This window comes from Rahnella sp. ChDrAdgB13 (assembly GCF_017655185.1).
In the GTDB taxonomy this organism is placed as follows: Bacteria; Pseudomonadota; Gammaproteobacteria; order Enterobacterales; family Enterobacteriaceae; genus Rahnella; species Rahnella contaminans.
Window position 1 is genome coordinate 1 of the sequence record NZ_JAEMGT010000021.1, and the last position, 14431, is coordinate 14431.

A 14431-nucleotide genomic window follows, 5' to 3' on the forward strand; every position below is an offset into this window, starting at 1 on the left:
CCGATGAGCTGACACAAGTCAGTGATTCGGGTCTCCGAACGCGGCGAACGCAGCTGCAGCTTTATTTACGAAGAATGGCGGACGGTACGCAGGAATTCCTGACGTGTATTCTGGCTGGACTTGAACAGACCGCCCAGAGACGTGGTGGTTGTCGCGCTGGTTGCGTCACGCACGCCGCGGGCTTTCACGCAGTAATGCACGGCATCAATCGACACTGCCACATTTGGCGTGCCGAGCAGCGTCTGTAACGCCACCAGAATCTGCTGGGTCAGACGTTCCTGAACCTGCGGACGCTGCGAGAAGAACTGCACGATGCGGTTGATTTTCGACAAACCGATCACGGTATCTTTTGGCAGATACGCCACGGTGGCTTTCCCGTCGATGGTCACGAAATGATGTTCGCAGGTGCTGGTCAGGGTGATATCACGCACCGTCACCATCTCATCCACTTTCATCTTGTTTTCGATAACAGTGATTTTCGGGAAGTTCGCGTAATCCAACCCGGAGAAAATTTCATCAACGTACATCTTCGCGATACGACGCGGCGTTTCCACCAGACTGTCATCGGAGAGATCCAGATTGAGCAATTGCATGATGCCAGTCATATGTTCCTGGATCCGCTGTTTGCGCGTTTCGTTGTCGATCGGCAGGGCTTCACGCAGAGGGGTTTCCAGACCACGGGCTAACAATGCCTCATGGACTAAAATGGCTTCTTTACTCAGGGTTGGCATTCATTCTTCTCCGGCAGGTGTAATCACTTTGACGCAGATCACGCCAAAGTGAGGTGGCTTACTGTAGTGGAGAGCCGGTTCAGAATCCAGTGATAGTGTTTCATGATGGATGAAATAGCTGCAACTTATCGGTTCTGCCGGAAGACCAGCGCGCCGGCAATCACAAAACCGGCCAGCGCGACATACAGGGCCGGTTCCAGATGATGCGTCAGCGCAGTCGAAATCGCAGATAAAATTGGCCCGAACAGCTGCCCGACGGCATAACCGGTGGTGAGCAATCCGGCCATATAACGGCTGTGATTCGGCGCCAGTTCGCGGCTGCATTGCAACGCCAGCTGTACCACGCTGAGGAAACCGCCGCCGGTCAGCAATGCCCCGAGCACCAGCCCGGTCACGCCCGGCACGACTTCCGCACACAAAATCCCCAGTCCCTGCGCCCATAATGTCAGCGCCAGACGTTTATGCGTCGTCAGGCAATGGCGGGTCAGAATACCTATCACGATGCCGACAACCGCCGCGCCGCCGAACACCGGCCAGACAAACTGTGCAAACAGGCTGTCAGGAAAACGTGCCGTCGCCATCTGCGATAAAAATGTCGCGGGAAGGATGTACCCAAAGCCCGCCAGACTGTAACTCCACACCAGACGTTTCAGCGCCGGTGTCATGACCAGCGGTTCCGCCGCCACATGGGAACGATGTAAATCACCTTTACGGGGCAGATTCGGCGTGATAATTGCCACAAAAATCAGCGCCAGCACACCGTAAACGCACCAGGCCTGTGCCGAGGACAGCTGTAAACTGTGGATACCTACGGCTAACATGCCGCTCAGGAAAATCCCGGCACCCGGACCGGCGAATACCGCCGCGCTCATCGCCGGACGGCCAAAATGCGCCAGCCGTTCGTTACACCATGCGGAGACCATCACCATCGCCCAGCCGCTGGTCCAGCCGATCAGGAAGCGCACGATGCTGTGCAGCACTTCGCCGGAAATCACCGCCGACAGTAATGTCAGTACTACGCCGCCCCACACACCCAGCCATAACCGGCGTTCGAGGTGTTTGGCCGCACGCATTCCGTCAAACGCGCCACACAGATAACCGAGATAGTTGAAGGCGGCGACTAAACCCGCGCCGGTCAGCGTGAACTGATGTTCAGCTATCATTAAAGGAACCTGCGGCGTGAAGGCGAAGCGCCCGATACCCATCGCGACCACAAAAGCCAGAAAACCACTAAGCGCAATACGAAAAGCCATAACTGCTCCGTCAGAAGAAACCGCAATGCAACATGTCAGAAACAATGAATAAACATACTCAAAGCCTGTTGCCGAAAACAGCAGATTTCTTAAAAGAAAGTTAATTGGAAGTTGTGGCTATGATGCCTTATGAGTACAATCACGAAAACTGAATAATACAAACCAAGTTGTTTACGATTAGAGAACACAGGAATCCATCATGGATCTGACTCAGTTACGGATGTTTTGCTGCGTAGCGGAAACCGGTTCGCTGGCGCGTGCGGCAGAGCAACTCCACCGCGTGCCTTCAAACCTGACCACCCGCCTGCGCCAGCTCGAACTCGAACTGGGCACCGATTTGTTCATCCGCGAAAAACAGCGTATCCGCCTTTCCGCGATGGGCCACAACTTCCTTAACTACGCCGAGCGCATTCTTGCGCTGAGCGATGAAGCGATGAGCATCACCCATGCCGGAGAACCTGCCGGGAATTTCGCGCTGGGCTCGATGGAAAGCACCGCAGCAACGCGTCTGCCTTCGTTGCTGGCGGCTTATCATCAGAAATTTCCCCAGGTGGCATTGTCGCTGGTGACCGCCACTTCCGGCGAAACCATTGACAGCGTACGTGCCGGACGTCTCGCTGCGGCGCTGGTTGATGGTCCGATAGATTTTGACGACATCAACGGCTGTATCTCATTTCGCGAACGCATGGTGGTAATCAGCCCGCTGGGTGAATCGCCACTCGTCGTACCTGCCGGTCGCAGCGGTCATACCGTATTTGCCTTCCGCCCGAGCTGTTCCTATCGCCAGCGTTTGCAGGGCTGGATTAAGGAAATGAATGTGCCGGTTGCCAATACGATGGAAATTCAGTCCTATCATTCAATGATGGCCTGCGTTGCCAGCGGTGCGGGTATCGCGATGATCCCGCGTTCGGTGCTGGAACAATTGCCCGGCCACGAACGCGTAGAAATTCACGAAATTCCGGATGAATTCGCCGATACCGCCACCTGGCTTATCTGGCGCAGGGACGCTTTCAGCCCGAATGTCCGGGCGCTGAAAGAACTGATTATCGAACAGAATGACGGTGTGATCCCGTTACTGAAACACCCTCTGGCCGGCGAACATGACCCGGCACTGCATCCGACTTATTAACCTGAAATCTGATTAAGCTAAAAACACCTGACTGGAGCAACATAATGGAAATGATTAAAACACGTGCGGCCGTCGCCTGGGGCCCGAATCAACCTCTGTCCATCGAAGAAGTGGATTTGATGCCACCACAAAAAGGCGAAGTGCTGGTGCGTATCGTTGCCAGCGGCGTATGCCACACCGACGCCTATACCCTTTCAGGCAAAGATCCGGAAGGCGTTTTCCCCGCAATCCTCGGCCATGAAGGCGGTGGTGTAGTAGAAGCTGTCGGCGAAGGCGTCACCAGCGTGGCCGTTGGCGACCACGTGATCCCGCTGTACACCCCGGAATGTGGCGAATGTAAGTTTTGTAAGTCCGGCAAAACTAACCTGTGTCAGGCGATCCGCACCACGCAGGGTAAAGGCCTGATGCCGGACGGCACCACACGTTTCTTCAAAGACGGCCAGCCAATTTTCCATTACATGGGCACCTCGACCTTCTCCGAATACACCGTGGTTCCTGAAATTTCACTGGCGAAAATCAATAAAGAAGCGCCGCTGGAAGAAGTGTGTCTGCTCGGTTGCGGCGTGACCACCGGTATGGGTGCTGTGATTAACACCGCCAAAGTGAAAAAAGGCGATACTGTGGCGATCTTCGGCCTCGGCGGCATCGGCCTTTCGGCGATTATCGGCGCAGTGATGGCGGGCGCAGGCCGCATCATCGGTATCGATCTGAACACCAGCAAGTTCGATCTGGCCCGTAAACTCGGCGCAACCGATCTGATCAACCCGAAAGATTTTGATAAGCCGATTCAGGACGTGATCGTCGAAATGACCGACGGCGGCGTGGACTTCTCCTTCGAATGTATCGGCAACGTGAACGTGATGCGTTCCGCGCTGGAATGCTGTCATAAAGGCTGGGGCGAGTCGGTCATTATCGGCGTTGCCGGTGCCGGTGAAGAAATCTCCACCCGTCCGTTCCAGCTGGTAACCGGCCGAGTATGGCGTGGTTCCGCATTCGGTGGCGTCAAAGGCCGCAGCCAGCTGCCGGGCATTGTAGAGCGTTATCTGGACGGCGAATTCGCCCTGAACGATTTCATCACTCACACCATGCCGCTGGAAGAAATCAACGAAGCGTTCGATTTGATGCACGAAGGTAAGTCTATCCGTACGGTTATTCATTTTAACAAGTAAGGAAAGTTTTCGATGAGCAGCTCGATTGAACTACTCGAAGAACACCGGATGTTTGGCGGCTGGCAGCAGCGCTACCGCCATACTTCGGCCAGCCTGAATTGTGGCATGACGTTCAGCATCTATCTGCCACCGGCAAAAGATGACACGCCCCCGCCGGTGCTGTACTGGCTGTCGGGCCTGACCTGTAATGATGAAAACTTCACGCTGAAAGCCGGGGCGCAGCGCGTCGCGGCTGAGCTTGGGCTGATTCTGGTGATGCCGGATACCAGCCCGCGCGGCGAAGGTGTCGCCAACGACGAAGGCTACGATCTCGGTCAGGGCGCAGGATTTTATCTGAACGCCACCCGGTCGCCGTGGGCCGCGCATTACCGGATGTACGATTACCTGCTCGACGAATTGCCTGCGCTTATCAGCGGGCATTTCAACGTCAGCGATCGTCAGTCGATTTTCGGTCACTCCATGGGCGGCCACGGTGCGCTGATGCTGGCGTTACGTAATCCGCACCGTTTCTGTTCAGTTTCGGCGTTTGCACCCATTGTGAATCCGGCGCAGGTTCCGTGGGGACGCAAAGCCTTCTGTGCGTATCTGGGTGACGACGAAAGTCAGTGGCTGCAATATGACAGTTGCCATCTGATGAGTGCATTGCCGGCAGATCAGAAGCCATTCCCGATTTTAGTCGATCAGGGTGATGGCGATCAGTTTCTCGCAGATCAGCTGCAACCGGCAAAACTGGCCGAAATCGCCCGCCAGCGCGGCTGGCCGTTACAGCTTCGCGTCCAGCCGGGGTACGATCACAGCTACTTTACGATTGCCTCGTTTGTGGAAGATCACCTGCAATTCCATGCGGAGTTTTTGCACTCCAGGGCATGAGGGCGTAATGCCTTTCAATGCTGAATGAGAGAATTTCGGTTTCTCACTTGCAGTGGTCACTCAACGCACTGTGCCGAAACCGCCCAAGAGAGGGAAAGCACTTCCCGCTCTTGGGCGGTTTCGAATACCGTAGGTTCTGTGAAGGCTGTTTATGAGAAACGGAAATCTTCGAGATTCAGATAAAAAGGGGGGCTTTGGGGAACCCCAAGATCTCAGCTCTTCAATTTCGGATCCAGCGCGTCCCGTAATCCATCGCCCAGTAAATTAAATGCCAGAACGGTGAGGAATATCGCCAGACTTGGGAATATGGCCACGTGCGGTGCCATGACCATGTCGGCACGGGCCTCGTTGAGCATGGCGCCCCACTCCGGCGTCGGGGGTTGCGCGCCCATTCCCAGGAACGACAGGCTGGCAGCGGTGATAATAGATGTACCAATGCGCATGGTGAAATACACCACTATCGACGACAACGTGCCCGGCAGGATATGACGGAACAAAATCGTGGCGTCGGATGCCCCGATGCTGCGTGCCGATTCAATATAAGTTTGCTGTTTCAGCACCAGCGTATTACCACGCACCAGACGTGCGAACGCCGGGATGCTGAAGATAGCAACCGCGATAATCACATTCGACATGCCGTTACCCATCACGGCAACCACGGCAATCGCCAGCAGGATACCGGGGAAAGCAAACAGCACGTCGCAAACGCGCATGGTGATGCGATCCCACCAGCCCTCGTAGTATCCGGCCAGTAATCCGAACACAGTGCCGATAACTGCGCCGAGTACCACAGACATTACGCCGGCGGTGAGTGATATCCGCGCGCCCATCAGGATACGGCTGAAAATATCCCGCCCGAGTGAATCCACACCGAGCCAGTGCATCACCGACGGACCTTCGTTCAGACGGTCGTAATCGAAGTAATTTTCCGGATCAAAGGGCACCAGCCACGGCGCAAAGATCGCAGCGGCAATCAGTAAAAGAATGAAAACGCCCGCAATCATCGCGATATGTTGCCGGCGAAAACGCCGCCAGAACGCTTTCCACGGCGTTCTTACCGCCTGCGAAGTTTCGGATGTGATTATCGGCAAGCTCGCCAGTACGGCATTTCTCCGCCAGTTTTTCATGCGACTGCTCACTTGTATCGGATAGAAGGGTTAATCACGGCGTACAGCATGTCCACCAGCAGATTGATGAGGATGAATTCGAGAGAGAAGAGCAGTACCTCGGCCTGGATCACCGGATAATCACGCATCTCCACGGAATCTACCAGCAACCGCCCTAACCCCGGCCAGTTGAAGACTTTCTCGACCACAATCGAGCCCCCCAGCAGGAACCCAAACTGTAATCCCATCATGGTCACAACCGGGATCATGGCGTTGCGTAGCCCGTGTTTTACCACCACAACGGCTTCATGAACGCCCTTCGCCCGCGCCGTGCGCATGTAATCTTCCTGCATAACTTCGACAAAAGACGCCCGGGTAAAGCGCGCCATAATGGCCGCCACCGCCGCGCCCAGCGCGATGGACGGCAGAATATAATGCTGCCAGCCGTCAGCCCCGACGGTCGGCAACCAGCCCAGTTCAACGGAGAAAACCTGCATCAGCAGCATACCCAGCGCAAAGGCCGGGAAAGAGATACCGGAAACAGCGAGCGCCATGCCCAGACGATCCGGCCAGCGGTTGCGCCAGACGGCGGAGACTACGCCAATGAGCAGCCCGATAATCACCGACCACAGCATGCTGGTCAGCGTCAGCCAGAAGGTCGGCATAAAGCGGGAGCTGATTTCATCAATGACCGGGCGTTTGGACACCATCGAGTGCCCGAAATCACCGGTCAGCGCGTTGCCGAAGAAGGTGAGGAATTGCTGATAGAGCGGCTTATCCAGCCCTAAATCCTGACGGACCAGCGCCACGACGCTGGCGTCTGCGTCCTGTCCGGCCATCAGACGCGCCGGATCGCCCGGCAAAAGATGTACAAATAAAAAGACCAGCACTGCCACAATCAGCAATGTCGGAATCAGTCCCAGTAATCGTTTCAGAAAATAATTAAGCATGATTCGCTGTCTGTGATTTCACGGTATGACATCCCTATTCCGTCTGCGGAACACGTAAGTTCAGGGCGCGGAAACTTTGAACCCGCACCCTGAAAGCTTCACCGCATATTATTTCACATCGGCATCATCAAAGCTGAATGCCGTATCCGGCATCACATAGAAACCTGTCAGACGTTTGTTGTTGGCAGAAACCAGACGTTCAGTCACCAGGAATGCCCACGGCGCGTCGGTCCAGATTTGTTTCTGGGCATCGGCGTACAGTTTGGCTTTCTCCGCTTTGTCAGTGGTTTTCAGCGCGTCGGACAAATCTTTATCCACCTGCGCATTGCTGTAGAACGCCGTATTGAATTGTTTCGGTGGCGCAGCCTGGGTTGAGAACAGCGGCGACAGCGCCCAGTCAGCTTCGCCCGTTGATGCCGACCAGCCGGTATAGAACATGCGGATACCTGCTTCTTTCTGCCCGACGTTCTCCACCTGAGCGGCACGCTGTGCGGCATCCATCGCAGTGACCGTCACTTTGATACCGACCTGCGCCAGCTGCTGTTGCGTGAACTGCAACACTTTTTGCGCGGTGCTGTTGTTATGTGAAGACCACAGCGTGGTGGTAAAGCCGTCCGGATAACCCGCTTCTTTCAGAAGTTGTTTGGCTTTTGCCGGATCGTATGGCCACGGTTTGAATTTCGCGGCGTACTCAATTCCCTGCGGCAATGGCCCTTCGGAAGGCACAGCGTAACCGGCAAACGCGACTTTAATCAGCGCCTGTTTGTTGATGGCGTAGTTGATCGCCTCACGCACTTTCACGTTATCGAACGGTTTTTGCGTCACGTTAAAGCTGATGTAACGATGCAAAATTGACGGCGCGGCCACCAGATCCAGTTTCGGGTTTTTCTCCAGCAGCGCGGCCTGCTCGTAAGGCACCGGGAACGCCAGATCAGCTTCACCGGTTTGCAGCATCGCGGCGCGGGTGTTGTTATCTACAACCGGACGCCAGGTGATGGTATCGAGTTTAGGCTCGCCTTTTTTCCAGTAACCGTCGAATTTCTTCACTTTCACGAAGTCGGTTTGGTTCCACTGATCCAGCGTATACGGGCCGGTGCCCACCGGATGGAAACCGATCTCCTTGCCGTATTTGGTCAGCGCCGCCGGGGAAATAATCACAGCCGATGGGTGTGCCAGAATATTGATGAACGCCGAGAACGGTTCTTTGAGCGTAATTTTCACGGTCGTGTCATCCACCGCTTCCGTGCTGGCGATATTTTTAAACAGGTTGTAGCGCTTGAGATGATTGTCAGGATTGCTGGCGCGATCAAAGTTAACTTTTACCGCCGCCGCGTTGAAATCGGTGCCGTCCTGGAATTTCACGCCCGGATGCAGCTTGATGGTGTAAACCAGCCCGTCCTTGCTGACCGTGTAGCTGTCCGCCAGCACGTTTTCCAACTTCATGTTTTTATCGAAGCCAAACAGCCCCTGATAGAAGGATTTTGCCACCGCCTGCGACAAGGTGTCATTCGCATCATAAGGATCAAGCGAGGTGAAGTTAGAGCCTACGGCGATCACAACGTCTTTGGCAGCCCATGCTGAAGCTGAAGCCAGAGAACCGAAAATAGCGGCAGCGAGCACCGCCTGGCGGATCACGTTCTTACCTTTACGTTTCTGCTGATTCATGTCAGTTCCTTTTCCTGTCTTACCCGTTTGTCTTACAAAGAATTGGCGCTTAAAAAACAAGCCACCACAAAAATCAGTAAAGCCCCGCGATAGCATGCCGGGCGACAAAGTGCCCTTCGCCCACCTGAACCAGCGGGGCGACCAGCGGCTCGTCGTTGAGCGCACGGATCGGGCTGGGGATTTCATCCACCAGCAAGGCCTGTTCTTTTCTTTTATGCGCCGGATCGGCCACCGGCACCGCCGCCATCAGTTTGCGGGTATACGCGTGCTGCGGATTTTCAAACACCGCACGCCGCGTGCCGATTTCAACGATTTGCCCGAGATACATCACCGCCACGCGATGGCTGATACGCTCGACGACCGCCATGTCGTGCGAAATAAACAAAAACGCCAGCCCGAACTCTTTCTGTAAATCCATCAGCAAATTAATGATTTGCGCACGGATCGACACATCGAGGGCAGAAACGGATTCATCCGCAATCACCACTTTGGGATTGAGCGCCAGTGCCCGCGCGATACAAATTCGCTGCCGCTGGCCGCCGGAAAATTCGTGAGGATAGCGCTGCGCGTGTTCCGGCAGAAGCCCGACTTTTTCCAGCAGCCAGGCGACGCGCGCCTCGGCCTCTGCGCCTTTCGCCAGATTGTGCACCAGCAAAGACTCCATAATCGAATACCCGACCGTCAGCCGCGGATCGAGCGAGGCGTACGGATCCTGAAAAATAAACTGAATATCGCGGCGCAGGTGTTGCAGCGCACTGCCGGTGACATCGGTCAGCACCTGGCCGTTAAACGTAATTGTTCCGCCCTGGCTTTTCACCAGTTTCAGCAGCGAACGGCCAGTGGTGGATTTTCCGCAACCGGATTCGCCCACCAGCGCCAGCGTTTCACCCGGATGTAAGTCAAAGCTGACTTTTTCCACGGCATGTACGCGGCGCGTCACACGGTTGAAAATTCCACTGTGCAAATCAAAACGCGTGACGAGATCGCGAACCTCCAAAACCGGCGCCGCACCCGGCGTCAGGGTGTCCTGCACCAGTTCCGGGTCACTTTCTTTTTGCTCCTGCACAGGGAAACGCGCGGGCAATGGTTTACCGGCCATCGAGCCTAATTTGGGTACCGCCGCCAGCAGCGAGCGGGTATAGGACTGTTGCGGCGCACGGAAAATCGCGCCCACGTCGCCGGTTTCCACGCTGTTGCCCTGATGCATCACCAGCACGCGGTCGGCAATTTCAGCCACCACACCCATATCGTGGGTGATAAAAATCACGCCCATATGCATCTCTTTTTGCAGCACACGGATCAGTTGTAAAATCTGCGCCTGAATCGTCACATCCAGCGCCGTCGTCGGTTCATCGGCTATCAGTAACGCAGGCTTGCAGGAGAGCGCCATCGCGATCATCACCCGCTGGCGCATACCGCCGGAAAGCTGATGCGGATAGCTGTCGAGAATATTGCGGGCTTCAGGAATACGCACCAGATCCAGCATGCGCAACGCTTCGGCACGGGCGGCGCGGTGGTCTTTATCCTGATGCAGACGGATTGACTCGGCGATCTGCTCGCCCACCGGAAACACCGGATTGAGCGAGGTCATCGGTTCCTGAAATATCATCGCCATATCCGCACCGCGTAAACTGCGCATGGCGGGTTGCGTCGCTGCGATGAGATCGACCACTTCGCCATTTCGACGGCGAAACTGCATTTCGCCCTGCGTTATCTGCCCGCCGCCTTGTTCCACCAGACGCATCAGCGCCAGCGACGTCACGGATTTACCTGAGCCGGATTCGCCGACTATCGCCAGCGTTTCGCCACGCCTGACCTGAAAACTGAGATTATTCACAGCCGGAATAATTTGCCCTTCATGCGAAAACTGCACGCTGAGCTGGCTGACGGCCAGAACGTGGTCGGGAGGCAGGGTCAGGGAACGGTTCATGAGCGGTAAATACTGACGACCGGCGCGTCGCCCACGCGGGCAAATCCGCGGTACATGCCTTCACTGTTGAAAGGCAGTTCGACGTTGCCAAATTTATCCACAGCAATCATTCCTCCGCTCCCGCCCATCGGCAGCAGTTTTTCCTGCACCACTTTGTGCGTGGCCTCTTCGAGCGTTAAACCGGCGTATTCAATCAATGCCGCAACGTCATACGCCGCGACCGTGCGCATAAAGACTTCGCCGGTGCCGGTGCTGGAAATCGCCACGGTGTTATTGCTGGCGTAGCAGCCTGCACCAATAATCGGGCTGTCGCCGACGCGTCCGGCCTGTTTGTTGGTCATGCCGCCGGTGGACGTCGCCGCCGCCAGGTTGCCCTGCCCGTCCATCGCCACCGCGCCGACGGTGCCAAATTTATGTTCCGGATCGATCGGGTCGCCAGACGGCTGAGCATTCAGGGACGCCCCGTCGTGATCGAGCATCACGCCGCCGTCTGCCGCAATCGCGCGCTGCAACTGTTCGAAACGTTCCTGGGTGTAGAAGAATTCCGGCTCTACCATTTCCTGCCCGTGCTCGCGGGCAAACGCTTCCGCACCCGCGCCGGTAAACATGACATGCGGGCTGTTTTCCAGCACCTTGCGCGCGGTCAGAATCGGGTTGCGGATATGATTAACGCAGCTGATGGCACCGGCCTCCAGCGTACGGCCATCCATGATGCAGGCATCCAGCTCATGCGTGCCCTGATGCGTGAAAACGGCACCTTTTCCGGCATTAAATAACGGGCATTCTTCCAGTAAACGCACCGCTTCAGTCACCGCATCCAGTGCGCTGCCGCCCGCCGCCAGAATGGCCTGCCCGCTGGCAACAATACGTTCCAGCTCGGCTAAATAATGTTGTTCTTTTTCACGACTCATTGCTGCGCGGGTAATCGCCCCGGCACCGCCGTGAATGGCAATGACCGGACGCTTCTTGTCCGAAACGGAACTCGCTGAATTATCAGTAGAAGAACTCATTAGAACTGCACCCTGAGTTGTTGTATTTATGTATACAGAAAGTGATGTTGCCCTGTTTTTTGACTATATTTAGCCCGCTACAGTATGTAAAGCAGAAATGTAAAACTACAAAAACGCGCTAATTGCTTAGATTGTTTAAGAAAATCAAATACGAAGATTGAATAAACGTCCAAGACAAACCGTAAAAGAACAGGAATAATAATCGTCCTAACCGCAGATATAAGCACCTCTGGCAAAGCTTACTGTGGCCTTCTTATATTTTTTATTTTTAGGAAATCAGTTATGGAAACTGTTTATAACCGCCGTCGGATCAACGTGATCTCGTGGCTAAGTTACTTCTTTACCGGTGGGCTGGTTTCCACTTTAGGGATTGTCATCGGCCCGGTGGCGACCGCTTTCAATAAAGAGCCTGCATTTATCGGCCTGATGTTCTCGCTGATGAACATCGGTTTGTTCCTGCCGATCATGATAAGCGGCATTCTGATGCGTAAGTTCGATCTCGGTAAGCAGCTGATTACTGGTTCAATTATCACTATTCTGACCTGTATCGCGCTGTTCGTGATGCCGTCCATCACACTGTTCGGCGTTGGGGTATTCCTGATTGGTGCGACAGCGGGCCTGATGATGTCTATCGGCAGCTATCTGGTTGTGCGCATCAACGATGACCCGAAAAAGCGTTCTGCTAACCTGATTTTCACCGACTTCTTCTTTGCGCTTTCTGGCATGACGCTGTCGCTGGTGCTCGGTTTCCTGTTCAAACACGGCGCAAGCTGGCTGGCGATGTACGGCATTATGGGCACCCTGAGCGTGCTGATGATTTTGCTGTGCGTGGGCCAGAAATTTCCGGTTGTCGCTAAACCGGACGCCGTGGCAAAACAAGATCGTGAAGCGAAAGAGCCGTGGGGCTTTGCCGCGTATGTGCTGTGTTTTGCACTGTTTGCCTTCGTCTTCAGCGAACTGGTGTTCACCCTGTGGATGCCAAGCTGGTTGCATGAACACTTTGGTCTGGACACTGACCGCGCAGCGATTTACATCACCACCTACTGGATGGTGAAAGCGATTGGCCTGTTCCTTAACCAGTTCACCGTGCGTTTCGTCAAACTGCGTACGTTCCTTTTTGCCTCCGCGATTGTCGGCTTAATCAGCCTGTGCGTCGTGACGCACAGCGAAAACACGGCGCTGGTAATGGCTGCGGTGGGCGTGTTCGGGTTCTGTAACTCAGGGATGTTCTCCGGCCTGATGAGCTACGGCAGCCTGCAGGTGAAAAACTCACCGCCAACGCTGACCTCTGCCCTGCTGACCACCGCGTCAGTCGGCACGCTGATTTTCGCGTCATTCTCTTCGTTCATTTACCGCGAATACGGCCTGTTCTGGGCGCTGAATATCGCCACCGTTTCTTACGTGCTTCTGGTGCTGGCGGTGATCATTGCCGGTATCCGCAGTAAAGCAGAAAAGATTCATCGCGAAATGTCTGTCGGCTGAATGACAGACTGAGTGGTGAAAAAGCCGCGGGAAAGTTCAAAGTTCCTGCGGCTTTATTTTTTGGCTGAGAATTGTCAGAAGCAAAATGAATCAGAGCAGATCAAGAAACCGCGCCGTCGCCGGTGTCACCGAATCCGCCTGATAAATTGCGTAGAGATCGGCAGGCAGCATTTCCGTCAGCGCGCAAAATCGCACACCCGGCCAGTGGATCCGTGCATAACTTTCCGGCAATAACGTAATTCCGTAACCGTTCGCCACCAGTGCCAGCGCAGTCTGCGGCTCATTCACCTGCTGTTTCACCTGCGGCAGAAAACCGTGCTGACGGCACATCGAATATAAATAACTGCCCAGACTCGACGTGTTCATCGGCATCAGAATAAAATCCTCATTCGCCAGCTGGCTGAACGCCACACTGTTTCTGATCGCCAGCGGATGATTCTCTGACAGCGCCACGGCCACGTTCTCACGCCCCATCAGCTTGCTCGATAACCCCTGCGGCAGCGCCAGCTTGGCCTCTCGCCAGATACCGATATCAATCCTTTGCAGCTGCAACGCGTCGATTTGCTGAACCGGCGTAAGTTCGGTAATCGACCAGCTGATTTCCGGCGCATGCCTGCCGAAATTGTTCAGCACGGGCATCAGCGGCCCCCAGGCGGCAGTGCCCACCGTACCAAACTGAATATGCCCGATTTCCCCCCGGCCAATCTTACGTACCTGATGCAAGGAACGGTTGATGCTGTCGAGCATCAGCCCTGCTTCACGCATCAGCGCCGCGCCCGCCGGTGTCAGCGACACGGAACGGGTGGTACGCAGAAATAGCGGAGTACCGAGAAGATGTTCCAGCTCTTTGATATGCAGGCTCAGCGGCGGCTGCGACATATTGAGCCGCACCGCCGCTTTGCTGAAACTCAGTTCCTCGGCCACGACGCGAAAGTAGTGCAGCAGGCGGAGATTAATCTGGCCGAGATCGAAAACTGAATCGGTGAATGGTCGCGTCACATTTTCTCCAGCAACATTTATTTTCCCTTAAATATTAGCGTATTGGATTTATAGATTTTGACTATAAATCCCGGCGGCGAACGGTATTAGACGCCACAGGCCGCTCACCCTAGCATTGCCTTCAACTCAACCCTACT

Annotated in this window: 12 protein-coding genes; 4 read left to right on the top strand and 8 right to left on the bottom strand. The window is 55.1% G+C overall.

Annotated features, from left to right (window positions below; translation table 11 throughout):
- Window positions 1–65: 65 nt before the first annotated feature.
- Window positions 66–731, bottom strand: coding sequence for a GTP cyclohydrolase I FolE (gene folE / locus J8X26_RS07050; RefSeq protein WP_152324229.1), 666 nt, complete (start codon window positions 729–731; stop codon window positions 66–68).
- A 125-nt stretch (window positions 732–856) separates the two neighbouring features.
- Window positions 857–1984 carry a YbfB/YjiJ family MFS transporter gene (locus J8X26_RS07055; RefSeq protein WP_208950529.1) on the bottom strand — a complete coding sequence of 376 codons (1128 nt, stop codon included), beginning with the start codon at window positions 1982–1984 and terminating at the stop codon, window positions 857–859.
- A 199-nt stretch (window positions 1985–2183) separates the two neighbouring features.
- Here J8X26_RS07055 and J8X26_RS07060 point away from each other — a divergent pair, with 199 nt between their 5' ends.
- From J8X26_RS07060 to fghA, 3 genes are read left to right on the top strand one after another with little or no spacing between them, the layout of a single operon-like run.
- Window positions 2184–3113, top strand: coding sequence for a LysR family transcriptional regulator (locus J8X26_RS07060; protein WP_152324231.1), 930 nt, complete (start codon window positions 2184–2186; stop codon window positions 3111–3113).
- A gap of 44 nt (window positions 3114–3157) precedes the next feature.
- The gene (locus J8X26_RS07065; RefSeq protein WP_152324232.1) at window positions 3158–4282 is read left to right on the top strand and encodes an S-(hydroxymethyl)glutathione dehydrogenase/class III alcohol dehydrogenase; all 1125 of its coding nucleotides are present in this window, start codon (window positions 3158–3160) and stop codon (window positions 4280–4282) included.
- A gap of 12 nt (window positions 4283–4294) precedes the next feature.
- Window positions 4295–5152: an S-formylglutathione hydrolase gene (fghA, locus tag J8X26_RS07070; protein ID WP_244370410.1), complete on the top strand. Its 858-nt coding sequence runs from the start codon at window positions 4295–4297 to the stop codon at window positions 5150–5152.
- 212 nt (window positions 5153–5364) lie between these two features.
- Here fghA and gsiD read toward each other — a convergent pair whose 3' ends face one another.
- The 5 genes from gsiD to J8X26_RS07095 all read right to left on the bottom strand — a co-directional run bounded on the left by gsiD (window position 5365) and on the right by J8X26_RS07095 (window position 11813).
- Window positions 5365–6279 (bottom strand): glutathione ABC transporter permease GsiD, encoded by a 915-nt coding sequence (gene gsiD, locus J8X26_RS07075; protein WP_152324234.1) that lies wholly within the window; start codon window positions 6277–6279, stop codon window positions 5365–5367.
- A gap of 8 nt (window positions 6280–6287) precedes the next feature.
- Window positions 6288–7208: a glutathione ABC transporter permease GsiC gene (gene gsiC / locus J8X26_RS07080; RefSeq protein WP_208950530.1), complete on the bottom strand. Its 921-nt coding sequence runs from the start codon at window positions 7206–7208 to the stop codon at window positions 6288–6290.
- A 108-nt stretch (window positions 7209–7316) separates the two neighbouring features.
- Window positions 7317–8873: a glutathione ABC transporter substrate-binding protein GsiB gene (gene gsiB / locus J8X26_RS07085; protein ID WP_152324236.1), complete on the bottom strand. Its 1557-nt coding sequence runs from the start codon at window positions 8871–8873 to the stop codon at window positions 7317–7319.
- Between the two features lie 73 nt (window positions 8874–8946).
- Complete coding sequence (locus J8X26_RS07090) at window positions 8947–10803, bottom strand: dipeptide ABC transporter ATP-binding protein (protein ID WP_208950531.1); 1857 nt, start codon at window positions 10801–10803, stop codon at window positions 8947–8949.
- Window positions 10800–11813: an isoaspartyl peptidase/L-asparaginase family protein gene (locus J8X26_RS07095; RefSeq protein ID WP_152324238.1), complete on the bottom strand. Its 1014-nt coding sequence runs from the start codon at window positions 11811–11813 to the stop codon at window positions 10800–10802. Before J8X26_RS07095 ends, J8X26_RS07090 begins: the two co-directional genes overlap by 4 nt.
- Before the next feature lie 282 nt (window positions 11814–12095).
- Here J8X26_RS07095 and tsgA point away from each other — a divergent pair, with 282 nt between their 5' ends.
- A complete protein-coding gene (gene tsgA / locus J8X26_RS07100) occupies window positions 12096–13295 on the top strand; it encodes an MFS transporter TsgA (RefSeq protein WP_152324239.1) in 1200 nt (399 codons plus the stop codon).
- A gap of 90 nt (window positions 13296–13385) precedes the next feature.
- Here the strand turns inward: tsgA and J8X26_RS07105 are convergent, their stop codons facing one another.
- Window positions 13386–14294, bottom strand: coding sequence for a LysR family transcriptional regulator (locus tag J8X26_RS07105; protein ID WP_152324240.1), 909 nt, complete (start codon window positions 14292–14294; stop codon window positions 13386–13388).
- Window positions 14295–14431 lie beyond the last annotated feature (137 nt).